Origin of the sequence: Pseudomonas sp. KB_15 (genome assembly GCF_052114525.1) — a bacterium.
Taxonomy (GTDB): domain Bacteria; phylum Pseudomonadota; class Gammaproteobacteria; order Pseudomonadales; family Pseudomonadaceae; genus Aquipseudomonas.
In genome coordinates, this window is sequence record NZ_JBFREX010000002.1 from 124,789 (window position 1) to 147,041 (window position 22,253).

21 protein-coding genes are annotated in these 22,253 nt (G+C 60.8%); 6 read left to right on the forward strand and 15 right to left on the reverse strand.

The genetic code is table 11. The features are described from left to right. Nucleotides 1-14: 14 nt before the first annotated feature. The 11 genes from AB4Z35_RS03025 to AB4Z35_RS03075 form a co-directional block, all read right to left on the reverse strand. A complete protein-coding gene (locus AB4Z35_RS03025; RefSeq protein WP_007984000.1) occupies nucleotides 15-1,307 on the reverse strand; it encodes an adenylosuccinate synthase in 1,293 nt (430 codons plus the stop codon). Nucleotides 1,308-1,361: 54 nt separating this feature from the next. Next, complete coding sequence (locus AB4Z35_RS03030) at nucleotides 1,362-2,549, reverse strand: ATP phosphoribosyltransferase regulatory subunit (RefSeq protein ID WP_007983998.1); 1,188 nt, start codon at nucleotides 2,547-2,549, stop codon at nucleotides 1,362-1,364. A 310-nt stretch (nucleotides 2,550-2,859) separates the two neighbouring features. After that, on the reverse strand, nucleotides 2,860-3,729 hold the full coding sequence (gene hflC / locus AB4Z35_RS03035) for a protease modulator HflC (RefSeq protein ID WP_007995015.1): 870 nt from the start codon (nucleotides 3,727-3,729) through the stop codon (nucleotides 2,860-2,862). Continuing rightward, nucleotides 3,729-4,904 carry an FtsH protease activity modulator HflK gene (hflK, locus tag AB4Z35_RS03040; RefSeq protein WP_007995017.1) on the reverse strand — a complete coding sequence of 392 codons (1,176 nt, stop codon included), beginning with the start codon at nucleotides 4,902-4,904 and terminating at the stop codon, nucleotides 3,729-3,731. The genes hflC and hflK overlap by 1 nt, the downstream gene beginning before the upstream one ends. A 96-nt stretch (nucleotides 4,905-5,000) precedes the next feature. Continuing rightward, the gene (hflX, locus tag AB4Z35_RS03045; protein WP_057712241.1) at nucleotides 5,001-6,302 is read right to left on the reverse strand and encodes a ribosome rescue GTPase HflX; all 1,302 of its coding nucleotides are present in this window, start codon (nucleotides 6,300-6,302) and stop codon (nucleotides 5,001-5,003) included. A 12-nt stretch (nucleotides 6,303-6,314) separates the two neighbouring features. Then, nucleotides 6,315-6,575 carry an RNA chaperone Hfq gene (hfq, locus tag AB4Z35_RS03050; protein ID WP_003221112.1) on the reverse strand — a complete coding sequence of 87 codons (261 nt, stop codon included), beginning with the start codon at nucleotides 6,573-6,575 and terminating at the stop codon, nucleotides 6,315-6,317. Between the two features lie 94 nt (nucleotides 6,576-6,669). Next, the gene (gene miaA / locus AB4Z35_RS03055; protein WP_442095987.1) at nucleotides 6,670-7,641 is read right to left on the reverse strand and encodes a tRNA (adenosine(37)-N6)-dimethylallyltransferase MiaA; all 972 of its coding nucleotides are present in this window, start codon (nucleotides 7,639-7,641) and stop codon (nucleotides 6,670-6,672) included. Beyond that, nucleotides 7,641-9,551 carry a DNA mismatch repair endonuclease MutL gene (gene mutL / locus AB4Z35_RS03060; protein WP_442095988.1) on the reverse strand — a complete coding sequence of 637 codons (1,911 nt, stop codon included), beginning with the start codon at nucleotides 9,549-9,551 and terminating at the stop codon, nucleotides 7,641-7,643. The genes miaA and mutL overlap by 1 nt, the downstream gene beginning before the upstream one ends. Further along, complete coding sequence (locus AB4Z35_RS03065) at nucleotides 9,548-10,978, reverse strand: N-acetylmuramoyl-L-alanine amidase (RefSeq protein WP_007995025.1); 1,431 nt, start codon at nucleotides 10,976-10,978, stop codon at nucleotides 9,548-9,550. The genes mutL and AB4Z35_RS03065 overlap by 4 nt, the downstream gene beginning before the upstream one ends. Further along, nucleotides 10,979-11,449, reverse strand: a complete 471-nt coding sequence (gene tsaE, locus AB4Z35_RS03070; protein ID WP_204933343.1) for a tRNA (adenosine(37)-N6)-threonylcarbamoyltransferase complex ATPase subunit type 1 TsaE — start codon at nucleotides 11,447-11,449, stop codon at nucleotides 10,979-10,981. Next, on the reverse strand, nucleotides 11,437-12,936 hold the full coding sequence (locus AB4Z35_RS03075; RefSeq protein ID WP_442095989.1) for an NAD(P)H-hydrate dehydratase: 1,500 nt from the start codon (nucleotides 12,934-12,936) through the stop codon (nucleotides 11,437-11,439). The genes tsaE and AB4Z35_RS03075 overlap by 13 nt, the downstream gene beginning before the upstream one ends. Before the next feature lie 63 nt (nucleotides 12,937-12,999). On the opposite strand from AB4Z35_RS03075, the gene queG reads away from it, so the two are divergent. Next, entirely contained in the window at nucleotides 13,000-14,079 is a 1,080-nt protein-coding gene (gene queG, locus AB4Z35_RS03080) for a tRNA epoxyqueuosine(34) reductase QueG (protein ID WP_007995031.1), read from the forward strand. Here the strand turns inward: queG and AB4Z35_RS03085 are convergent. Together AB4Z35_RS03085 and orn are read right to left on the reverse strand one after the other, a co-directional pair. Continuing rightward, on the reverse strand, nucleotides 14,061-14,672 hold the full coding sequence (locus AB4Z35_RS03085; RefSeq protein ID WP_007995034.1) for a trimeric intracellular cation channel family protein: 612 nt from the start codon (nucleotides 14,670-14,672) through the stop codon (nucleotides 14,061-14,063). The genes queG and AB4Z35_RS03085 overlap by 19 nt on opposite strands. Before the next feature lie 199 nt (nucleotides 14,673-14,871). Continuing rightward, complete coding sequence (gene orn / locus AB4Z35_RS03090; protein WP_007995036.1) at nucleotides 14,872-15,414, reverse strand: oligoribonuclease; 543 nt, start codon at nucleotides 15,412-15,414, stop codon at nucleotides 14,872-14,874. 107 nt (nucleotides 15,415-15,521) lie between these two features. Between orn and rsgA the strand changes: the two genes are divergently transcribed. The 4 genes from rsgA to AB4Z35_RS03110 all read left to right on the forward strand — a co-directional run bounded on the left by rsgA (nucleotide 15,522) and on the right by AB4Z35_RS03110 (nucleotide 18,613). Next, entirely contained in the window at nucleotides 15,522-16,553 is a 1,032-nt protein-coding gene (gene rsgA, locus AB4Z35_RS03095) for a small ribosomal subunit biogenesis GTPase RsgA (protein WP_277534052.1), read from the forward strand. Between the two features lie 199 nt (nucleotides 16,554-16,752). Next, nucleotides 16,753-17,160 (forward strand): TIR domain-containing protein, encoded by a 408-nt coding sequence (locus AB4Z35_RS03100; RefSeq protein WP_442095990.1) that lies wholly within the window; start codon nucleotides 16,753-16,755, stop codon nucleotides 17,158-17,160. A 2-nt stretch (nucleotides 17,161-17,162) separates the two neighbouring features. Further along, nucleotides 17,163-18,122, forward strand: a complete 960-nt coding sequence (locus tag AB4Z35_RS03105) for a caspase family protein (protein WP_442095991.1) — start codon at nucleotides 17,163-17,165, stop codon at nucleotides 18,120-18,122. Beyond that, on the forward strand, nucleotides 18,122-18,613 hold the full coding sequence (locus AB4Z35_RS03110; protein WP_310064323.1) for a toll/interleukin-1 receptor domain-containing protein: 492 nt from the start codon (nucleotides 18,122-18,124) through the stop codon (nucleotides 18,611-18,613). The genes AB4Z35_RS03105 and AB4Z35_RS03110 overlap by 1 nt, the downstream gene beginning before the upstream one ends. A 51-nt stretch (nucleotides 18,614-18,664) precedes the next feature. Here AB4Z35_RS03110 and motB read toward each other — a convergent pair whose 3' ends face one another. Both motB and motA read right to left on the reverse strand, forming a co-directional pair. Next, nucleotides 18,665-19,693, reverse strand: a complete 1,029-nt coding sequence (gene motB, locus AB4Z35_RS03115; protein WP_442095992.1) for a flagellar motor protein MotB — start codon at nucleotides 19,691-19,693, stop codon at nucleotides 18,665-18,667. A 3-nt stretch (nucleotides 19,694-19,696) separates the two neighbouring features. Continuing rightward, nucleotides 19,697-20,548: a flagellar motor stator protein MotA gene (gene motA / locus AB4Z35_RS03120; RefSeq protein ID WP_007983959.1), complete on the reverse strand. Its 852-nt coding sequence runs from the start codon at nucleotides 20,546-20,548 to the stop codon at nucleotides 19,697-19,699. A gap of 166 nt (nucleotides 20,549-20,714) precedes the next feature. Here motA and AB4Z35_RS03125 point away from each other — a divergent pair, with 166 nt between their 5' ends. Beyond that, on the forward strand, nucleotides 20,715-22,253 hold the full coding sequence (locus AB4Z35_RS03125; protein WP_442095993.1) for an HDOD domain-containing protein: 1,539 nt from the start codon (nucleotides 20,715-20,717) through the stop codon (nucleotides 22,251-22,253).

The following is a 22,253-nucleotide window of genomic DNA, read 5'->3' on the forward strand; positions in this document are numbered from 1 at the left end:
ACATCAACGACTTATCAAGCAAACGGATGACGCAGAACGATGGTTTCGTTGCGATCCGGGCCCGTCGAAATAATGTCGATCGGCGCGCCGACCAGCTCTTCGACACGCTTGATGTAGTTACGCGCAGCCTGCGGCAGTTCTTCCAGGGTCTTGGCACCCAGGGTCGACTCGCTCCAGCCCGGCATTTCTTCGTACACCGGCTCCAGGCCGATGTAGCTGTCGGCGTCGGTCGGTGCGTCGATCACTGCACCGTCAGCGTTTTTGTAGCCAACGCAGATGTTGATGGTTTCCAGGCCGTCCAGTACGTCCAGCTTGGTCAGGCACAGGCCCGAGATGCTGTTGACGTCGATGGCGCGACGCAGGATGACGGCATCGAACCAGCCGCAACGACGGGCACGGCCGGTGGTGGCGCCGAACTCGTGGCCACGCTTGGCCAGGAACGCACCTACATCGTCGAACAGCTCAGTCGGGAACGGACCCGAACCCACACGGGTGGTGTAGGCCTTGGTGATGCCGAGGATGTAATCCAGGAACATCGGGCCAACACCCGAACCGGTCGCGATACCGCCAGCGGTGGTGTTGGAGCTGGTGACGTACGGGTAGGTACCGTGGTCGATGTCCAGCAGGGAGCCCTGGGCGCCTTCGAACATGATGTCTTTGCCCGCGCGACGCAGATTGTGCAGCTCGGCGGTGACGTCCAGCATCATCGGCTTGAGCAGCTCGGCGTATTCCATGCACTCGTCCAGAGTCTTCTGGAAGTCGATGGCCGGCTCTTTGTAGTAATTGACCAGTACGAAGTTGTGGTAATCCAGCAACTCGCCCAGCTTGGCGGCGAAACGCTCGCGGTGGAACAGGTCACCGATGCGCAGGCCGCGACGTGCAACCTTGTCTTCGTACGCCGGGCCGATGCCGCGACCGGTGGTGCCGATCTTCAGCTCGCCACGGGCCTTTTCACGGGCCTGGTCCAGCGCTACGTGGTAGGACAGGATCAGCGGGCAGGAAGGGCTGATACGCAGGCGCTCGCGCACTGGTACGCCTTTCTCTTCCAGCTTGACGATTTCCCGCATCAGGGCGTCAGGTGCAACCACCACGCCGTTGCCGATCAGGCACTGCACGCCTTCGCGCAGCACGCCCGACGGGATCAGGTGCAAGACGGTCTTCTCACCGTCGATCACCAGGGTGTGACCAGCGTTGTGGCCACCTTGGTAACGCACTACGGCGGCAGCATGTTCGGTCAGCAGATCAACGATCTTGCCTTTGCCCTCATCACCCCACTGGGTGCCCAGGACTACGACATTCTTACCCATAACACTTGTCCTCATTCGCGCAAACTTGGTGCCGGCGGCAGCCGGCGGGAAAACTCAAGAAGCCAGTGGCGATACTTGCCAAAGCCCGTTCTGCTGAATCAATTGCCGGTCGCAGTCCGCTTCACGGGCGGCGGCCAAAGGTTGTCCAGGCAAGGCCTGAACGACACGCTGACCCTCACTGCGCAACTGGCAAACCTGCTGCCAGAGTGCCGCATCCGTACTGTCAGGCATCCAGATACCGCCAGACGGTAGCTCGATCTCAGCACGCCCCAGGGTCACCAGGGTTTTCAAATCGGTGGAGAAGCCGGTAGCCGGACGGGCGCGACCGAAGTCGGCGCCAATGTCATCGTAACGACCGCCCTGGGCAATCGACTGGCCAACACCCGGCACGAACACGGCGAACACCACACCCGTGTGGTAGTGGTAACCGCGCAGCTCGCCCAGGTCGAAATACAGCGGCAGCTCAGGGAAACGCACGGACAGCCGCTCGGCAATCGCCAGCAAGTCGTCCAGCGCCGCCGTCACCTGTGCCGGCGCCTTGGCCAGACGCTCACGGGCCGCAGCCAGCACTTCACGACCGCCACACAGATCGACCAACGCGCGCAGCATGCCCGACAGATCGGCAGGCAAGCCCTCGGTCAAGGTAATGACCTCATCGATGGCCTTGCGTTGCAATGCGTCGAACAACTGCTGCTCGACTTCACCGGACAAACCGGCGGCGCGGGCCAGGCCACGGTAGATGCCGACATGACCGAGGTCCATGTGCACATCCGGCACATCGGCCAGTTGCAGCATGGCGAGCATCAGGCTGATGACTTCGACGTCGCTGCTTGGGCTACCGTCGCCGTACAACTCGGCACCCAGCTGAATCGGGCTGCGCGAGGACGACAAGGCGCGAGGCTGAGCATGCAGCACGCTACCGGCATAGCACAGACGGCTCGGACCTTCGCGACGCAGGGTATGCGCATCGATGCGCGCCACTTGCGGCGTGATGTCGGCACGGAAACCCATCTGCCGGCCCGATTGCGGGTCGATGACCTTGAAGGTGCGCAAATCCAGGTCCTGGCCTGCGCCGGTCAGCAGGGATTCCAGGTACTCGATATGGGGAGTCACGACAAACTCGTAACCCCAGCTCTGGAACAGATCCAACACCTGACGACGCGCGACTTCAATACGCGCCGCTTCCGGTGGCAGTACTTCTTCGATGCCATCTGGCAGAAGCCAGCGGTCTACCGTTGCCATTACGCCTTCCCCTATATCCGGGCGACCAGCCTGTCGGCGATCCTTGAGTGAAGCAGAAAATGATCAGCTCATGCACAAACCACGCGCATGAGCGACGGAGCGAAAAGCCCTTCTACCGGCTTCGCTGACCACTTTCCTCGAAAAACTGTCGAGCCCATCGGCCCGGCATCTGCTTAAAAACAGCAATCAAACATGCAGACGCAAAAAAGCCGGGAATTTCCCGGCTGCCGCATCATACACACGTTTTCCCAAAGGATCACCCCGCCAGAGGTTTTAGCCGCCCGGCGGGAGGATTCAGGTCAACGTCGTATCAAGGCTTGGCTTTTTCCAGGTAGTGGAAGAAGTCACTGCTTGGGTCGAGGACCATGACGTCGGATTTGTTCGCGAAGCTTTCACGGTAGGCGCGCAGGCTACGGTAGAACGCGTAGAACTCCTGATCCTGACCGTAGGCCTTGGAATAGATCGCAGCGGCCTGGGCATCACCGTCACCGCGAACCTCCTCGGATTCACGATAGGCTTCAGCCAGCAGCACGCGGCGTTGACGATCGGCGTCGGCACGGATGCCTTCAGCCAGTTCGTTACCCTTGGCGCGGTGCTCGCGAGCTTCACGCTCACGCTCGGTGCTCATACGTTCGAACACGCTGCGGTTCACTTCTTTCGGCAGGTCGATGGTCTTGACCCGAACATCGACAACTTCGATGCCCAGTTCCTTTTCAGCCATCTTGTTCAGCGAAGCCGTGATATCCGCCATCAGCGCATCACGCTCACCCGACACCACTTCGTGCAGGGTGCGCTTACCGAACTGGTCACGCAGGCCCGATTCCAGACGACGGGACAGACGCTCGTCGGCAATCTGCTTGAGGCCGGAAGTCGCGGTGTAGTAACGCTCTGCGTCCTTCACGCGCCACTTGGCGAAGGCATCGACCATCACGGCTTTCTTTTCCAGCGTCAGGAAGCGTTGTGTCGGTGCATCCAGCGTCATCAGGCGTGCGTCGAATTTGCGCACCTGGTTGACGTAAGGCACTTTCACATGCAGGCCTGGCTGAACATCGGCCTGGACCACGCGACCGAACTGCAGCAACACCGCACGCTCGGTCTGAGCCACGATGTAGAAGCAGTTCCAGGCAGCGATCGCCACGACGACGCCGACAATAAGGGCGATCAGCGATTTATTGCTCATCAGCGACTCTCCCTGGTACGTGCTTGCTGTTGCTGCAGATCTGCTGCCGCACGTGCATTCGCTTCATTGCTGGTGGCTGTCGCACCGGTCATTGGAGTGCTGGTGCTGCGACCACTTTCGACCATCTTGTCCAGCGGCAGGTACAACAGGTTGTTCTGGCCATTCTTGTTGCCGGTCACGAGAACCTTGCTGGTGTTGCTGAAGACTTCCTGCATGGTGTCCAGGTACAGACGCTGGCGGGTGACTTCAGGAGCCTTGCGGTACTCGGCGACCAGCTTGGTGAAGCGATCAGCCTCACCCTTGGCGCGCGAGACGGTTTCGTCACGGTAGCCATTGGCATCTTCAAGGATGCGCTGGGCCTGACCACGGGCTTCCGGCACGACGCCGTTGGCATAGGTTTCAGCCTGGTTGCGCGAACGCTGCTCGTCTTCACGGGCCCGGATCACGTCATCGAAGGCTTCCTGGACTTCGCGCGGTGCCGCTGCGCTCTGTACGTTGACCTGGGTGACGGTGATACCGGTGCGATAGGTGTCCATGAAGCGTTGCAGACGCTCCTTGATCTCGCTGGCCATCAATTCACGACCTTCGGTCAGCACCTGGTCCATTGCGGTGGAACCCACCACATGGCGCAAGGCGCTGTCGGTCGCGTGCTGCAGGCTGATTTCCGGCTGATCGACGCTCAGCACGAAGTCCTGCAGGTTGCTGATCTTGTACTGCACGGTCAGTGGCACTTCGACGATGTTCTCGTCTTCAGTCAGCATCTGGCCCTGCTTGGTATAGGCACGCTCACGCGTTACGTTTTCCAAGTACTTCCTGTCGATCGGCGGGAAGTAGATATTCAGGCCCGGACCCACGGTTTCGTAGTACTTGCCGAAGCGCAGCACCACGGCTTGCTCCTGCTCGTCGACGACATAAACCGCGCTGTACAGCCATACGGCGGCCAGCACGACCAGGCCGATGCCGAGCAGGCCGCCAAAGCCGCCGCTCTTGCCCGGACCACCGCCGTCGTCACCACCACGTTTCTTACCGCCACCGAACAAACCGTTCAGGCTTTCCTGCAGCTTTCGGAAGGCCTCGTCGAGATCCGGCGGCCCCTTGCGGTCGCCGTTGTTACGACGCTTGCCACCCCAAGGATCCTGATTATTCGAGTTGCCACCCGGCTCATTCCAAGCCATAGCGCTCTCCATCTGATAAAGCAAAGACGCACCCACGGCGCGCCGACCAATGCTACAGAATGCCTGTCACCACGGCACAACCGCTTTCTCAGGCTTTTATTGCAAAGTGTGTTGCTCGATGAACTCCATCGGTTGCAAACCTTCGCGACTCACCAGCCGATTCAATTCGGCTCGTGGCAAACGAACGGCCAGTAAACTGATGCCTTCGTCGTCATGCTCTTCTTTCTGTACAGCACCGAGTTCGAAAAACTGCGCACGCAGTCGAGCAAATCGATTCGGCAAGCGCAAGGTGCCAACAAACAACTCATCGCCAAGCAGCTCGGCCACGGCCTGCTTGAGCAGGTCCAGACCCGTACCATCTTTCGCCGAAAGCCAGACCCGCTGCGGTTTGCCATCGGCATCGCGCTGGATCTGCGGCTCCACGCCCTCGAGCAAATCGAGTTTGTTATAGACCTCCAGGATCGGCAAGTCTTGAGCCCCGATCTCTCCGAGCACCACCATGACCTGTTCAATCTGGGCCATGCGCTCGGGTTCATGGGAGTCGATCACGTGCAGCAACAGGTCGGAGTTGCTCGACTCTTCGAGCGTAGCCCGAAAAGCCTCGACCAGCTTGTGCGGCAAGTGGCGAATGAAGCCCACGGTGTCAGCCAGCACGATCGGGCCGAGGTCATCGAGCTCGAGTCGGCGCAAGGTCGGGTCGAGGGTGGCGAACAACTGGTCAGCCGCGAAGACATCGGAATCGGTCACCGAGTTGAACAGCGTCGATTTGCCGGCGTTGGTATAACCCACCAGCGAAACCGTCGGAATGTCCGCTCGTTTGCGGCCACGGCGCGATTGCTCACGCTGGCTGCGGACCTTTTCCAGGCGTCCCTTGATCTGCCGCAGGCGAACCCGCAACAGGCGCCGGTCGGTTTCCAGCTGGGTTTCACCCGGACCGCGCAGGCCGATACCGCCTTTCTGCCGTTCAAGGTGAGTCCAGCCGCGAACCAGCCGCGTACTCATGTGCTCAAGCTGGGCCAGTTCGACCTGGAGCTTGCCTTCATGGGTGCGGGCGCGTTGGGCGAAGATATCGAGAATCAAACCCGTGCGGTCGATCACGCGACACTCGAAAATACGTTCGAGGTTACGTTCCTGACTGGGCGTGAGGATGTGATTGAAAATCACCAGATCGACCTGTTCGGCCTGGACCAGGTCGCGCAACTCTTCGACCTTGCCGCTGCTGATCAGGGTTTTGGCGGTTGGCCGATGACGCGGCACGTTGAAAAACGCGACGGTCTCGGCGCCAGCCGAAATTGCCAACTCCTGAAACTCCTGCGGATCTTCGCGCGCCTCAGGGTCCTGACCATCCAAGTGAACGAGAATGGCTCGTTCACCACCACCGTGGCGCTCAAAGAACAAAGGAGACTCCTATCAGGCGTTACCTGGCTCAGCGTCACCTGCATCGGATTCGGTTGCGCTAGGCAGACGAATTGGACGAACCGGCACCACTGTAGAGATAGCGTGTTTGTAGACCATCTGGCTAACGGTGTTTTTCAGCAGGATGACGAATTGGTCGAAAGACTCGATCGTGCCTTGCAGTTTGATACCGTTGACCAGGTAGATGGACACCCCAACTTTTTCTTTACGCAAAGTATTCAAGTAAGGGTCTTGTAGCGAATGCCCTTTTGACATGTGCCGCACTCCTTTAAGGATTCAATATAAAAAAATAGGTAAACAGATGGCTTTGGCCGCCACACCCCCAAGGATAGACGGCAATTGCAAGGACTCAGCTCAATATGGAGATGGTCCCCAGGTATTTCAAGGCGCGCGGCAGATTGTCGCAATCCAGACTGTCCAGCCAATGCAGGTCAGTCCAACTGCGCAGCCAGGTGAACTGGCGTTTCGCCAATTGGCGCGTGGCAATGATTCCACGCTCCTGCATCTCGGCTGACGTCAGCTTGCCATCCAGGTAGTCCCAGACTTGGCGGTAGCCTACTGCACGTATAGACGGCAACCCGGCATGCAGGTCACCTCTTTTACGCAGGGCTACGACCTCGTCAATGAATCCCTGTTCCAACATTAAAGTGAATCTTTGTTTAATTCGCTCGTGCAGTACCTGGCGATTTGCCGGGGCAATGGCCAAGTTCGCGACAGTATAGGGCAATTGTTGCCGTCCCGAAGCGGCTGCTTCAGTACTTTGCACAGATTGTTGCAAACGCAGGGCAGTCATGCTTTGACCACTGACACGATAAACTTCCAGTGCTCGACTGAGGCGCTGGGGATCGTTCGGGTGAATCCGCGCCGCAGACTCCGGATCGATCACTGCCAATTGTTCGTGCAAGGCTTGCCAGCCAAGGCGTGCAGCCTCTTCTTCGATCTGCGCGCGGACGTCGGGATCGGCCGCCGGCATATCCGCCAGACCTTCAACCAAAGCCTTGTAATAGAGCATGGTGCCGCCCACCAGCAGCGGTATTTTTCCGCGCGCGGTGATATCGGCCATGGCCTCCAGGGCGTCACGACGGAAATCCGCAGCCGAATAGCTCTCGGACGGGTCGAGAATATCGATCAGACGATGCGGATATTGCGCCAGCAGCTCTTTGGAAGGCTTGGCGGTGCCGATGTCCATGCCACGGTAGACCAGCGCCGAATCGACGCTGATCAGCTCGCAAGGCAGGACTTTGCTGAGCTCGATGGCCAGGTCGGTCTTGCCGGCGGCGGTCGGGCCCATCAGGAAAATCGCAGGTGGGAACTGGCTCATCAACGACCGCGCAAGAACAGTTTGTCCAGATCATCCAGGCCCAGTTGGGTCCAGGTCGGTCGGCCATGGTTGCATTGACCGCTGCGCTCGGTGTTTTCCATGTCACGCAGCAGAGCGTTCATTTCCGGCAGGGCCAAACGCCGATTCGCACGAACCGCGCCGTGGCAGGCCATGGTTCCGAGCAATTCGTTCAGGTGCGCCTGAATGCGGTCGCTGGTGCCGAACTCCATCAGATCAGCCAGGACGTCGGCGACCAGCCGGTTGGCCTCGGCCTGCTTGAGCAGTGCAGGAATCTGCCGGATCGCCAGGGTTTCCGGGCCCAGGCGCTGCAATTCAAAGCCCAGGCGCTGGAACCAGGCCACATGCTCCTCGGCGCAATCGGCTTCACGCTGACTGACGGCCAGGGACTCCGGCACCAGCAACGGCTGGCCGCTCAGGCCCTCGCTGGCCATCGCTACCTTCAGACGCTCATACATGATCCGCTCGTGGGCGGCATGCATGTCCACCAGCACCAGACCCTGGGCGTTCTCCGAAAGAATATAGATGCCCTTGAGTTGCGCCAGCGCATAACCGAGCGGCGGGATGTCGTCCTGCCCGGCCGGTAGCGCGACGGCATTGGCCTCGGGCAGCGGCGCAAAAAACTCGCGGTAGGCGGCCTGAGCTTCGGCGACAGGAACGCCGGACTGCGGACGCGGCGTGTATTGATACTGATAACCCGCACCGGATCCCGAACCCGCCGGCGTATTGAACGACGGCTGAGCCTGAGGCTGTTCCAGCAGCGCATTGGCGGCCAGGCGCATTTCGCCCTGGGGGCCGAATTCACCGGCTTCGAGGCCGGTAGGCCGGACGATGGCCGTGGCAACCGGCGCCGCCAGATGATCGTCGGGGCGCACATCGCCCAAGGCGCGGTGCAAGGTGCCGTAGAGGAAATCGTGAACCATGCGCCCTTCACGGAAACGCACTTCGTGCTTGGTCGGGTGCACGTTGACGTCGACGCCGGTCGGATCGACCTCGAAAAACAGTACGAAGGTCGGGTGCCGACCATTGAACAGTACGTCACGATAGGCCTGGCGCACCGCGTGGGCCACCAGCTTGTCGCGCACGGCACGGCCATTGACGAAGAAATACTGCAAATCCGCCTGGCTACGATTGAAGGTCGGCAAGCCGACCCAGCCCCATAGATGCAGGCCATTGCGCTCGATTTCGATCGGCAGTGCCTGCTCCAGGAAGCCCGGGCCGCAGATCGCCGCCACGCGCCGGGCACGGGCCGCATCGTCGTGGGCCTCGTGCAGGCTGAGGATGGTCTTGCCGTTATGGCGCAGATGGAACGCCACATCAAAGCGCGCCAGGGCCAGACGCCTGATCACTTCTTGCAGGTGATCGAATTCGGTTTTTTCAGTCTTGAGAAACTTGCGCCGCGCCGGCGTGTTGAAGAACAGGTCGCGCACTTCAACCGAAGTGCCCACCGGGTGGGCCGCAGGCTGCACACGGGGCGCCATGTCCCGGCCCTCGGTCTCGACCTGCCAGGCCTGATCGGCGTCGCGGGTGCGGGAGGTCAGGGTCAGGCGCGCGACGGAGCTGATAGATGCCAGGGCTTCACCGCGAAACCCCAGGCTCATGACCTGTTCGAGGTCCTCCAGGTTGCGGATTTTGCTGGTGGCGTGACGGGCCAGGGCCAGCGGCAGGTCATCGGCGGAAATGCCACTGCCATCGTCACGTACCCGCAGCAACTTGACGCCGCCCTGCTCCACATCGACATCGATGCGTCTGGCACCGGAGTCGAGGCTGTTTTCCAGCAATTCCTTGATCACCGAAGCCGGGCGTTCAACCACCTCACCCGCGGCAATCTGGTTCGCCAGTCGCGGGCTGAGCAGCTCGATTCGTGCGCCACTGTTCAGGACCTGATTCATTCTTTGGCCGCCAATTCAGTGCCCGGAATAGTCAGGTGCTGACCGATCTTGAGCTCATCGCTCGACAGGTTGTTGGCGCTGCGCAGGGTGGCTGGCGACACCTGATAACGCACGGCGATCATCGCCAGGGTCTCGCCCGGGTTGACGCGATGGTCACGTGGACCTTGCACAATCTTGCCGGAGTCACGCAGCCAGGCAATGTAAGTGCCCGGCGGCGGGTTCTGCTGGAAGAACTGGCGCACACCGCTGCTGATCGAACGCGCCAACGCTTGCTGGTGGTTCGATGCCGCGAGTTTCGAGGCTTCGTTGGCGTTGGAGATGAACCCGGTTTCCACCAGGATCGACGGAATATCCGGCGACTTCAGCACCATGAACCCGGCCTGCTCGACCCGCTGCTTGTGCAGTGGCGTAACCCGGCCAATGTTGCTCAGCACCTTCTGGCCAACGTTCAGGCTGGACGTCAGGGATGCCGTCATCGACAGGTCGAGCAGCACGCCGGCGAGCATGCGGTCCTTGTCATCGAGGCTGACGTTGCCGGCACCACCGATCAGGTCGGAACGGTTTTCGCTGTCGGCCAGCCAGCGGGCCGTCTCCGAGGTTGCGCCACGATCGGACAGGGCAAATACCGAAGCACCGAAAGCGGCGGCAGAAGGCGCGGCGTCGGCGTGGATCGAGACGAACAGGTCGGCGCCTTTCTTGCGGGCGATTTCGGTACGGCCGCGCAACGGAATGAAATAGTCGCCGGTACGGGTCAGTTCGGCGCGGAAGCCTTTCATGCCGCTGATCTGACGCTGCGTTTCGCGGGCGATCTGCAACACCACGTCTTTCTCGCGCTGACCGCGAGAACCCGATGCACCCGGGTCTTCGCCGCCGTGTCCGGCGTCGATCACCACAACGATGTCGCGCTTGCCGGCCGGGGCCGGTGGCAGCTTGATTGCAGGTTCCGCAGGTGTTACCGGTACGGCGGGCACCGTGGCGACCGAGGGTGCAGGCGCTGGAGGTGGAGCGGCATCTGCGGCGTTATCGAACAGATCGACCACCAACCGGTTGCCATACTGGGCGTTCGGCGCCAGGGAGAAGCTTTTTGGCGTCACGGCCTTTTTCAGGTCGATGACCACCCGCAGGTCGGTCGGCGTGCGTTGGGCCGAGCGCATGGCGGTAATCGGGGTGTTCGAGGTATTGACGTTGAGCGGCGCACCGAGGGTCGCGCCATTGATGTCGATGACCAGGCGATCCGGAGCCGTCAGGGTAAAGACGCTGTGTTGCACCGGGCCGGTCAGGTCAAACACCAGCCGCGTGTTGTCCGGTGCCCGCCACAGACGAACACTGTTGACCTTCGTATCGGCCACAGCGTCGACGGTCACCGCCAGAAACAACACCCCTACGGCAGCCACCAACGCGCGAAAGCGCATACCTAACCCCATCATCTATTTGGATTCCAATGCCAAAGCGGCACACCAGGACTCGCCACGCGAACCCTGGGATAAAATTTTCAGCGAACGTCCGCTGTCTTGCGGGCTAATGGTAATGGTCAGGTCGGGCTTTGGCAAAAAGCCTGCACCTTTTTCGGGCCACTCGATCAGGCACAGGGCGTCGTCTTCGAAGTAGTCGCGGATACCGAGGAATTCCAGCTCTTCCGGGTCGACCAGGCGATACAGGTCGAAATGGAAAGCGCGAATGTCGCCGATCTCGTAGGGCTCGACCAGGGTGAAGGTCGGACTTTTTACTGCCCCGACATGCCCCAGACCGCGGATGATGCCTCGGGACAACGTAGTTTTTCCCATCCCCAGGTTGCCCTCAAGGAAGATCAGGCCGTGGCCTTGGGTAATTCGGGCAATGCGTGCGCCAAAGTCGCTCATGGCCTGCTCATCGGCCAGGTACAGGGTTACTTCAGACACGGTGCTTGCTCCTCCAACAACTGACGAATGGCTGGAATCAGATCACTGGCCGCCAGACCACGGCCGAATTTACCTTGTTGTTCACCGGCATTGGCGTGCAGCCAGACCGCCAGGCAGGCCGCGTCGAATGCCGCCATGCCCTGGGCCAGCAGCGCGCCGAGCAAACCGGCCAGCACATCGCCCAAACCGGCAGAGGCCATCGCCGGATGCCCTTGATGACACAGCGCCAGACGCCCATCGGGATGGGCGATCAGGCTGCCGGCACCTTTCAGGACTACGACCGCTGTATATTTTTTGCTCAATGCATGGGCCGCAGCCGGTCGATCGGCTTGAACCTGGGCCGTGCTCATTCCGAGTAACCGCGCAGCTTCGCCCGGATGCGGCGTGAGCACGCAATTCTTGGGCAAACTCACACGTTCCTCGGCCAACATATTCAGTGCATCGGCGTCCCAGACTTGCGGCAGCGGCGCGTTGGCGGCGGCCGACAACAAGCTGCGCCCCCAGCCGGCCTGGCCCAGCCCCGGACCGACAACCAACACTGAAACTTTTTGAAGCAAACCCATCAACTGATTGGCCGACGAAGTGCCCAGCACCATCGCCTCGGGGATCCGCGCCAGCGCGGCGCAAACGTGTTCGCTGCGGGTCGCCACCGACACCATGCCCGCCCCGCTGCGCAGCGCACTTTGTGCGCTCAGCAGGATTGCACCACCGAAACCGCGATCACCACCGATCAGCAGCACATGGCCGAATCGGCCTTTATGGGAGGTCGGGGGCCGGGGCGCTGGACGCGGCAGGTTTGCAGCAGTCAGACGACGAGCGGAGAAAGGTGCGCCGCCAATCAACTGCGGATTGGCGTGCAAGTCATTGAATACCAATTCGCCGACCCCATCCGCCGCCTCACCGGTGAACAACCCCAGCTTCAACCCGATGAACGTCACCGTCAGGTCGGCACACACTGCGCAGCCAAGCACACGGCCGGTATCGGCGCACAGCCCCGAAGGGATATCCACCGCCACAACCGGCAACCCGCTGGCGTTGATCGCGGCGATGGCACTGGCATACGGCTCACGCACGTCGCCGCTCAAGCCGGTGCCGAGCAAAGCATCCAGCACAATACCGCGCAATCCGGATTGTGCGGTCCAAGGCTCGATGACCACTTTTTCAGACACCGCCTCGGCATGGGCCAACGCCGCATCGCCCTGCAGGCGTTGAGGATCCCCCACTGCCAGTACCCGCACTGCCCAACCGGCACGCTTGGCCAGCGCCGCCACCAGATAACCGTCCCCGGCATTGTTGCCATGACCGGCCAGCACGCTCAATTCGCCCGCCGTCGGCCACTGGCGGACCAAGGCCCGCCAGGTCGCCCGCGCCGCGCGCTGCATCAATTCGAAGCCCGCTGTGCCAGCGGCAATCAGGCTCGCGTCGAGTGCTCGCACCTGGGCGGCGCTGTACAGCGCGTCGGGTAATTCATCTTTAGTGTGCGGCATGCGTCTTCGGGCTCCGATGTCTGGCAGAATTATACGCACCTCAGCTCCGGTTTCTCTCGCCTCATGCCCGCTATTACCACAGACCTGCCTGCCCTCGCCCAATCCATCAAAGACTGGGGCCGAGAGCTGGGCTTTCAACAAGTCGGCATCAGCGGCCTCGACCTGGCCGAGCATGAGCAGCACCTGGAGCGCTGGCTCGCCGCCGGCTACCACGGCGAAATGGACTACATGGGCGCCCACGGCAGCAAGCGCTCGCATCCGGAAGAACTGGTGCCGGGCACTTTGCGCGTGGTTTCGCTGCGCATGGATTACCTGTCCGGCGACACGCAGATGGCAAAAATGCTCGCCCAACCGGAAAAAGCCTACGTCTCGCGTTATGCCCTGGGCCGTGATTACCACAAGCTGATCCGCAAACGCGTGCAACAACTGGCGGAAAAAATTCAGGCCGAGATCGGACCGTTCGGCTTCCGCGCCTTTGTCGACAGTGCCCCCGTGCTTGAAAAAGCCATCGCCGAACAGGCTGGTCTGGGCTGGATCGGTAAAAATACTCTGGTTTTGAATCGCAAGGCAGGCAGTTATTTCTTCCTCGCCGAACTGTTCGTTGACTTGCCGCTGCCGGTAGACCCGCCCCACGCCACCGAACACTGCGGGCGGTGCAGCGCCTGCCTCGACATCTGTCCGACCAACGCCTTCGTCGGCCCCTATGTGCTGGATGCGCGGCGCTGCATTTCCTACCTGACCATCGAACTCAAAGGCGCCATCCCCGAAGAGTTGCGGCCGCTGATCGGCAATCGGGTGTTCGGTTGCGATGATTGTCAGATTGTCTGCCCCTGGAACCGCTTCGCCCGCCCGTCCGGTGAAAGCGACTTCAAGCCACGGCACAACCTGGACAACGCCGAACTGGCGGAACTGTTCATGTGGGATGAGGAGAAATTCCTGAGCAGCACCGAAGGCTCGCCCTTGCGCCGGACGGGCTATGAAAACTGGTTGCGCAACCTGGCGGTAGGTTTGGGGAATGCGCCTTCAACGATTCCAGTGCTGGAAGCGCTGAAGGCGCGACGGGAGCACCCGTCGGCGCTGGTACGTGAACATGTCGAGTGGGCGTTGCGGCAACATGCCGAACGTCAGGCTTCGTCGTTATAGACGAACTTGGGCATTTCCCAATGAAAACGGATCGCCAGCAAGCGCATCAGAAAACCGCCGAACAGGGTGATCAGAATCGATTGTTCATCGGGTAATTGCAGATAGATGCAGAGCATGTAGCACCACGCTGCCGCAAACGACACGCTGGCATAGAGCTCACGCCGGAAGATCAGCGGAATATCGTTGCAGAAAATGTCCCGCAGGATGCCGCCGAAAACGCCGGTGATCACGCCGCTGACCGATGCCACCAACATGCCATGCCCCATTTCCAGCGCGGTGATGCAGCCGATCAGGGTGAAGGCCACCAGACCCATGGCGTCGAGCACCAGGAACAGTGAGCGCAAATGCCGCATCCAGCGCGCCGTGAACACGGTAATCATGGCGGCAGCCGTGGTCAGCACCAGGTATTCCGGGTGTTTGACCCACGTCAGCGGGTAATGCCCGAGCAGCACATCGCGCACCGAACCGCCACCCAGCGCCGTGACGCAAGCGATCAGCACCACACCGAACCAGTCCATGCCGCGACGCCCGGCAGACAGGGCACCGGTCATGGCTTCGGTGGTGATGGCGATCAGGTAGAGCATCAGCAACATGGTGGCGGTCCTTGCAGAAAGGCGCGCAGTCTACTCAGTTCACCCAGGCACCAAAAGAGGGCGCTACCCGACCACTGGTGGCGACTGTGCCTACGCCATCGTCGGAACGCCGCCCGGAGCAAGCTCGCTCTCACAGGTACAGCGCCGACACAGTGGGAGCGAGCTTGCTCGCGATGGGGCCGGAACGGACGACCGTGAATCAGAACTTGATGAAATGCTTGCGGTAGTGCTGCAGTTCAGCGATCGATTCGCGGATGTCGTCCAGCGCCAGATGGGTGCTGCCCTTCTTGAAGCTGTCACGCACGTCCGGTGCCCAGCGCGCAGCCAGCTCTTTGAGCGTGGACACATCGAGGTTGCGGTAGTGGAAATAGCTTTCCAGGGATTTCATGTGGGTATAAAGGAAGCGACGATCCTGGCAGATGCTGTTGCCGCAGATCGGCGACTTGCCCTTCGGCACCCACTTCTCCAGGAACGCGATGGTTTCGGCTTCGGCTTCGGCCATGCTGATGCGGCTGTCGCGAACCCGCTGGGTCAGCCCGGAGCCGCCGTGTTGACGGGTATTCCACTCGTCCATGCCGGCGAGGATTTCGTCACTGTGGTGAATGGCGATCACCGGGCCTTCGGCCAGTGTGTTCAGGTCACTGTCGGTGACGATGGTGGCCATTTCGATAATGACGTCGGTATCAGGGTTCAGACCGGTCATTTCCAGGTCGATCCAGATCAGGTTCTGCGGGTTTTGCATGTGTCGGCTCCTAGGCAATGCTGCGCAGTTTAGCCTAGGCCGGTGGCCGGGCGTGCTAAACTCGCGGCCGTTTTACCTAATCGCTGCATTCTTGATACGGAACACCCATGGCCAAACGCCAACTCAATCGCCGCCAAAACTGGCGCATCGAAAAGATTCAGGGCGAACGCGCTGCCCGCGCCGCCAAACGCGAGACCTCGGCTGTCGAGGCACTTGAGGGCGGCGATCTGGGCCCGGAACAGCACGGTCTGGTGATCGCGCACTTCGGAGTGCAGGTCGAGGTCGAGGCCCGCGACGGCGAACTGGCCGGCCAAGTGTTCCGTTGCCACCTGCGTGCCAACCTGCCGGCGCTGGTGACCGGCGATCAGGTGGTGTGGCGTGCCGGCAACCAGGGCATCGGGGTGATCGTGGCGCAACTGCCGCGCAACACCGAACTTTGCCGCCCGGACAGCCGTGGTCAGCTCAAGCCTGTGGCGGCCAACGTCGACATGATCGTCATCGTGTTTGCACCGCTGCCCGAACCCCACGCCAACCTGATCGACCGCTATCTGGTGGCGGCCGAGCATGCGGGCATCAAGCCGCTGTTACTGCTGAACAAATTCGACCTGATCGACGAACACAACGCCCCGGCGCTGAACGCCCTGCTGGCGGTGTATCGCACCCTCGGCTATCCGGTTCTGGAAGTGTCTGCGCACCACGGTAATGGCATGGAACTGTTGCAGGCACAACTGGACGGGCGCATCAGCGTGTTCGTCGGCCAGTCCGGTGTCGGCAAGTCGTCATTGGTCAACAGCCTGCTGCCGGATGTCGAAGCCCGCGTCGGCCCGCTGTCCGAGCTGTCTGGCCAGGGTACTCACACCACCACCACCGCGCGTTTGTTCCACTTCCCCGGCGGCGGTGAGTTGATCGACTCCCCGGGTATCCGAGAATTCGGCCTGGGCCACGTCAGCCGCGCCGACGTCGAAGCCGGCTTCATCGAGTTCAACGACCTGCTTGGCACCTGCCGCTTCCGCGACTGCAAGCATGACCGTGAACCCGGTTGCGCCCTCCTCAAGGCTCTTGAAGACGGCCGCGTGCAGCAGCAACGGATGAACAGCTACCGCTCGATCATCGCCAGCCTGCCGGAAAACGGCTACTAAACAGATGTCCCGACCGCCCGGCCTTCAGCGGGGCGGTCGGCGGCCGGATCTTCCCCCCACTCAAACATCAGACCTTCCTGTAAGACGCCCGCACGCGCGCTTGTAGGGCATTTCTCTTTCCGCACCCCGCCCTTGTGGCCGCCCTGCAATCGCCTAAGTTCAAACCCTCTTCGCACTCCAGCGACATCGAGGGACACCCATGCAAACCTACCATCTGTTCATCAGCCACTCGTGGAACTACCCCGACGCTCACTACAATCTCGTGCGCCTGCTCAACGCCAAGCCCGGTTTCACTTACAAGAATTTTTCGGTGCCACCGGACAACCCTATTGTCGGCGCGAAAACCGACAAACAACTTGAGGAGGCCATCGAAAACAAGATCCGCCCGTGTTCGGCGGTATTGATCATGGCCGGGATGTACTCCACCTACAGCAAGTGGATCAACAAGGAAATCGAGATCGCCAAGCGCATGGGCAAGGTGATCATTGCGATCAAGCCGTTCGGTGCCGAGCGGATTTCCACGGTGGTACGTGACGCAGCACATGCCGAATGTGCGTGGAACACCAACAGCATCATCGATGCGATTCGCCAGCACACGGCGGTGTAACCATGCGCAAGGGACTGTTTATCGGCATCAACGACTACACCCATGTATCGCGCCTGAGCGGTTGCAGCAATGACGCCATGGCCTTGGCCTCCGTGCTGAAGACCGACGCCAATGGCGATCCGAACTTCAAGAACATCGTGCTGACTTCCGCCGAGGACTACCTGAGCCGGGAAAAACTCGAAGACCAGATCCGCGAGCTGTTTGCCGGGGACTGCAATGTCGCGCTGCTGTATTTCGCCGGCCACGGCAGCTTCGACAACGACACCGATGAAGGCATGTTGATCCCGCAGGATTACAAGAGCGCCAAGGACGGGATTCGCCTCAGCGACATTCTCAACTGGGCGAGCAAGGCCACGAAGATCAAAAACAAAGTGATCATTCTCGATTGTTGCCAGAGCGGCTCGGCCGGCGAGCTGCGCGCCTTGCGCAGTGAGGGCAGCGTGGTCGGCGAAGGCATGACCATTCTGACCGCCTGCAAAAAGGACGAGCCGGCGATGGAGGGCGCGCAGCACGGTGTGTTCACCGGATTGTTGCTCCAGGCCCTGCACGGTGGTGCAGCGAACATCCTGGGCAAAATCACTCCCGGCAGCCTCTATTCGTTTGTCGACAACGCCCTCGATGCCTGGGAACAGCGCCCGGTGTTCAAGACCAATGTGTCGCAGTTCATTTCCCTGCGCGAAGTGTCGCCGCTGATCCCCAAGGAAATCCTGCGCAAACTCCCCGAATGGTTTGCCGAAGCCGAGTCGGTGTACCCCCTCGCCCCCAGCTTTGAGACCACCGAGCCTGAATTCAACCCGGAGCACGGCGACGTCTTCGCCCAGTTGCAAAAGTGCAACCGTCACAGCCTCATCGAACCGGTAGACGCCGAGCATATGTACTACGCCGCCATCCACTCCACCGGCTGCCGCCTCACCGCCCTCGGCGCCTATTACCGCGAACTCGCGATCAAGGGACATTTCTGATGCCAGTGTTTATCAGCTACCGCCACATGGATCGCGCCCACGCGGTCAAAATCAACACGCGCCTGATCCAGGCCAGCATCAAGACCTACCTCGATGTACTGGATGCCGAATCCCAGACCACCGACGACATCACCGGGGTGATTACCCGCAACATCAGCGAATGCACGCATCTGCTGGCGGTGGTGTCGGAGAAAACCGCGCTGTCCTGGTGGGTGCCGTTCGAAATCGGCGAGGCGACCATCACAAATCGGCGCATCTGCTCGTTCAAGACCGGCCCGGCGGAACTGCCGCTGTACCTCGATAAGTGGCCGAAGCTGACCAGCGACCGGGACATCGAGTTCTTTATCGATGCCTATCGAAACGAAGCGATGCTCAAGCGTTCGATGGCACTGGATTCGGTGACCGGTAGCGAGTCAGTGCGTAGCGTTAACAAATCCAATGCGGATCGCTTCCACGCCGATCTCAAGTCCCGAATCATCCGCGGTTTTTAATACAGAAAGCGCCGACAAAAAAGCCGACATCGCTGTCGGCTTTTTTGTGCGTCACTGCTTGGGCGCTTCACCCGGTTTCGGCACCGGAGCATCAAACAGATTCAACCGTTCGCGCAGCTCGTGGGCCGGCAGCGGTTCCTTGTCCGCCGGCAACGCATTCGGGTCGACCGGCGCGGCCGGCGCGGCTCCCGGAGCTGCCGAACCTTGCGGTGTCTCAGGTGCTGGTTCCGCGCCTTGCGAACCCTCGATCGAACGTTGGGCTTTCCTGGTCAGCACCACGATGTCGATGCGACGGTTGACCGGGTTGAACGGATGCTCGCGATCGAACAGGGCCGACGAGGCATAACCGACCACGCGCGCCACCTGCGCCTCCGGGTAGCTGCCCGCCACCAGCGCACGACGTGCGGCGTTGGCACGGTTGGCTGAAAGCTCCCAGTTACCGAAATCACCGGTGCCGGTGTACGGTTTGGCATCGGTGTGGCCGCTGATGCTGATCTTGTTCGGCACCGCTTTGATGGTGTCGGCCATGGCCAGCAGGATGTCTTCGAAATACGGTTTCAGACGGGCTGAACCCGAGTCGAACATCGGCCGGTTCTCGGCATCCACGATCTGAATGCGCAGGCCGTCCGGGGTAATTTCGAACAGGATCTGGTCCTTGAACTTCTGCAGTTGCGGGTTTTCTTCGACCTTGTTCTGCAGTTCTTGCAGCAACAGTTCAAGGCGTTCTTTTTCGACCTGCTCGGCCATGCCTTCGACCTGGTCGGTATCGATGGTGACCTTGTCCGGCTGCGGCTGGGACTTCACCTCGGGGTTGAGGGTGTTTTCCGGTGCCAGGGTCGGCGTGCCGCCAAGATCGATGATGTACGGCGTACCGCTTTCGGTGAAACCGATCGGGTCCTTGAAGTAACCGGCGATGGCGATCTTCTGTTCCGGCGTTGCCGTGGACAACAGCCATAACACCAGGAAGAACGCCATCATCGCTGTCGCGAAGTCCGCGAAGGCGATTTTCCAGGAACCCCCGTGGTGCCCGCCCGCGTATTTCTTGACGCGCTTGATGATTATTGGCTGGTTATTTTCCATAACTTAGCGACCGCGAACCGCTTGTTCCAGCTCAGCGAAGCTAGGACGGTGCGCCGGATACAGAACCTTGCGGCCGAACTCCACCGCCAGCGATGGCGGCATGCCGGAAGCCGAAGCAACCAAAGAGGCCTTGATGGCTTCGTAGACGTTCAGTTCTTCCTTGGCATCGTGACCCAGGGCGTGGGCCAACGGACCGAAGAAACCGTAGGCGGCGAGAATACCGAAGAAGGTACCTACCAACGCTGCACCGACGTGCAGACCGATCATTTTCTGGTCGCTTTCACCCAGGGAAGCCATGGTCACCACGATACCCAATACCGCCGCGACGATACCGAAACCGGGCATGGCGTCGGCGATGCCATTGACTGCGTGGGAGGGGTGATCCAGGTCTTCCTTGAGGCTGGTCAGCTCCATGTCGAACAAGCCTTCAAGCTCATGGGGAGCCATGTTGCCGGAAGACATGATGCGCAGGTAATCGCAGATGTACGCGGTCATGCGCTCATCTTTCAACACCGTCGGGTATTTGGCGAAGATCGGGCTTGCGGCAGCATCTTCGATGTCACCTTCGATCGCCATCATGCCTTCGCGCCGGCTCTTGTTGAGGATTTCGTAGATCAGCCCCAGCACTTCCAGATAGAAGCCGTGGTTGAAGCGCGAACCGAACATGCCCAAGGCCTTCTTGAGCACGCGCATCGTCATGTGGCCGGGGTTGGCCTGCAGGAATGCGCCAAGGGCCGCCCCCCCGATAATCATCACCTCGAAAGGCTGGATGAGTGCGCCGATTTTGCCGTGGGAGAGCACGTATCCGCCGAGCACGCTCGCGAATACGACGATGATGCCGATAATTTTAGCCATAGGTAGGAGAGCACTTACTGAGTCGGGTTCAAGGTCATATTCGGAAGTTAAAAAATCTCTTCTTCTACTTATCGGCAAAACTGCGCCAGACTATAGGCCGTTCAGGCGAAAAGCCAATTTGACCCAATCCGGGCATAGGTAATGTTGACGATGATCGCCTCCCACCATGGTTAACGAAACGAACGTTCCAACGCCAAAACCGACGACGCTCGAAGGCTGGGTCAAGCTGCTCGACAGCGTGCGCCTGCCTGTTCCGCAAGCCAGCCACGACCGGGTCTGCAAGGCCATCCGCGACAATCGCAGCTCGCTGCGCGACATCGCCGACCTCATGCAAGGCAGCCCGGCCCTGGCCCTGAGCGTGATTCGCGAAGCCAACCGGCACCCCCATGGCGGCATGACCGCGCCGGCGGAAAACCTTGAGATCGCGATCAATCGCCTCGGGTTGAAGCGCACGGAAGAGCTGCTCGCGCGCCTGCCCGTCAAACCCCAGTCCGGGATTCCCAAAGCCCTGCGTCAGTTACAGATGATCAGCCAGCACGCCACGCAACAGGCCAACGGCTTTTTTGCCAGTCGCCTGGCACGCCTGTGGCAGGACATCCACTGGGGCAGCCTGCTGTTTCTTTCGCCCCTGTGGCCGTTGGCGCTGACCCATCCAGAACTGCTCGAAGACTGGGAGCTGCGGGTCATCCATAAAGGTGAGTCGGCACGCAAAGTCGAACAGCAACTGTTTGGCGTACGCCTGCTGGACATCGGCCAGGCACTGGTGGAGATCTGGCGCTTGCCGATCTGGGTGCAGCAGGGTTATCGGCTGTTGCTCACCGAAAAGCGGGAACTGGTGAAAGTCCTGCGCATCGCCCGTGACAGCGAGCATCCACTGCGCCAGCAGAACCGCCTCGATGACGATCCGACCCTGCGCCGCTGGCTCAATCAACCGGCCAATACAGTGTTGCTGGCCAATGGGCTGGCACTTTCGGCGCAACAGGCCTGGGACAGCCCGCACAGTGAGCGCTGGCAGTACTTGACCTGCCTTTACCTGCAAATGCCGATGGGCGAGGTGCAGCAGCAACTGCACCAGCAAGCCGCCAACAGCGCACGCCAACACGCCATGCCCGACCTCTGGCACCCCGCCGAATCGCTGATCTGGCCGTGGGGTATGAACCGTATCCACGCCGGTTTGCTGCCAGCGGCGGCACCGAGTGCCGAAGAGCTGGCGACGTGGCGCAAGCAATGTGCCGAATTGCTGGTCGAGCCGAGTCGTTTCACCAACGCCATGCACTTGACCATCGCCGCCCGGGACGCCCTCGTGGCCTGCGGCATGCGTCGGGTGATGATTCTGATGGCCGACCGCACCCACGCCAATCTGCGCGTGCACCAGACGGCCGGCCTGCCGAAGGAAGCGGCCGGGCTGAACTTCGTGGTCAGCCAGAGCAGCGTGTTGCAACGCCTGCTCGCACAACAAGCCCAGGTGCGCCTGACGCCAGCCAACAACGCGCAATTCTCGGCCCTTTTGCCCAACAGCCTGCGCTCGCTGTTCAGCGGCGAACATCTGCTGCTGCGCTCACTGGTCAACAATGGCCGGGTGATCATGATCGTCGTGGCGGATCAGGGTGGCGGGCCGTTTTCGGAAATTTCCGTACAGGCCTTCGGCAAAACCGCGCAATGCATCGAAAAAGCCCTGCACAGCTTTAGCCACCGAGGCCAATAA

What these genes read in the sequence shown, in the direction of transcription:
- AB4Z35_RS03025 (WP_007984000.1), bottom strand. Translation starts at nt 1,307, where the DNA reads ATGGGTAAGAATGTCGTAGTCCTGGGCACCCAGTGGGGTGATGAGGGC.
- AB4Z35_RS03030 (WP_007983998.1), bottom strand. Translation starts at nt 2,549, where the DNA reads ATGGCAACGGTAGACCGCTGGCTTCTGCCAGATGGCATCGAAGAAGTA.
- hflC (WP_007995015.1), bottom strand. Translation starts at nt 3,729, where the DNA reads ATGAGCAATAAATCGCTGATCGCCCTTATTGTCGGCGTCGTCGTGGCG.
- hflK (WP_007995017.1), bottom strand. Translation starts at nt 4,904, where the DNA reads ATGGCTTGGAATGAGCCGGGTGGCAACTCGAATAATCAGGATCCTTGG.
- hfq (WP_003221112.1), bottom strand. Translation starts at nt 6,575, where the DNA reads ATGTCAAAAGGGCATTCGCTACAAGACCCTTACTTGAATACTTTGCGT.
- miaA (WP_442095987.1), bottom strand. Translation starts at nt 7,641, where the DNA reads ATGAGCCAGTTCCCACCTGCGATTTTCCTGATGGGCCCGACCGCCGCC.
- mutL (WP_442095988.1), bottom strand. Translation starts at nt 9,551, where the DNA reads ATGAATCAGGTCCTGAACAGTGGCGCACGAATCGAGCTGCTCAGCCCG.
- AB4Z35_RS03065 (WP_007995025.1), bottom strand. Translation starts at nt 10,978, where the DNA reads ATGATGGGGTTAGGTATGCGCTTTCGCGCGTTGGTGGCTGCCGTAGGG.
- AB4Z35_RS03075 (WP_442095989.1), bottom strand. Translation starts at nt 12,936, where the DNA reads ATGCCGCACACTAAAGATGAATTACCCGACGCGCTGTACAGCGCCGCC.
- queG (WP_007995031.1), top strand. Translation starts at nt 13,000, where the DNA reads ATGCCCGCTATTACCACAGACCTGCCTGCCCTCGCCCAATCCATCAAA.
- AB4Z35_RS03085 (WP_007995034.1), bottom strand. Translation starts at nt 14,672, where the DNA reads ATGTTGCTGATGCTCTACCTGATCGCCATCACCACCGAAGCCATGACC.
- orn (WP_007995036.1), bottom strand. Translation starts at nt 15,414, where the DNA reads ATGCAAAACCCGCAGAACCTGATCTGGATCGACCTGGAAATGACCGGT.
- rsgA (WP_277534052.1), top strand. Translation starts at nt 15,522, where the DNA reads ATGGCCAAACGCCAACTCAATCGCCGCCAAAACTGGCGCATCGAAAAG.
- AB4Z35_RS03100 (WP_442095990.1), top strand. Translation starts at nt 16,753, where the DNA reads ATGCAAACCTACCATCTGTTCATCAGCCACTCGTGGAACTACCCCGAC.
- AB4Z35_RS03105 (WP_442095991.1), top strand. Translation starts at nt 17,163, where the DNA reads ATGCGCAAGGGACTGTTTATCGGCATCAACGACTACACCCATGTATCG.
- AB4Z35_RS03110 (WP_310064323.1), top strand. Translation starts at nt 18,122, where the DNA reads ATGCCAGTGTTTATCAGCTACCGCCACATGGATCGCGCCCACGCGGTC.
- motB (WP_442095992.1), bottom strand. Translation starts at nt 19,693, where the DNA reads ATGGAAAATAACCAGCCAATAATCATCAAGCGCGTCAAGAAATACGCG.
- motA (WP_007983959.1), bottom strand. Translation starts at nt 20,548, where the DNA reads ATGGCTAAAATTATCGGCATCATCGTCGTATTCGCGAGCGTGCTCGGC.
- AB4Z35_RS03125 (WP_442095993.1), top strand. Translation starts at nt 20,715, where the DNA reads ATGGTTAACGAAACGAACGTTCCAACGCCAAAACCGACGACGCTCGAA.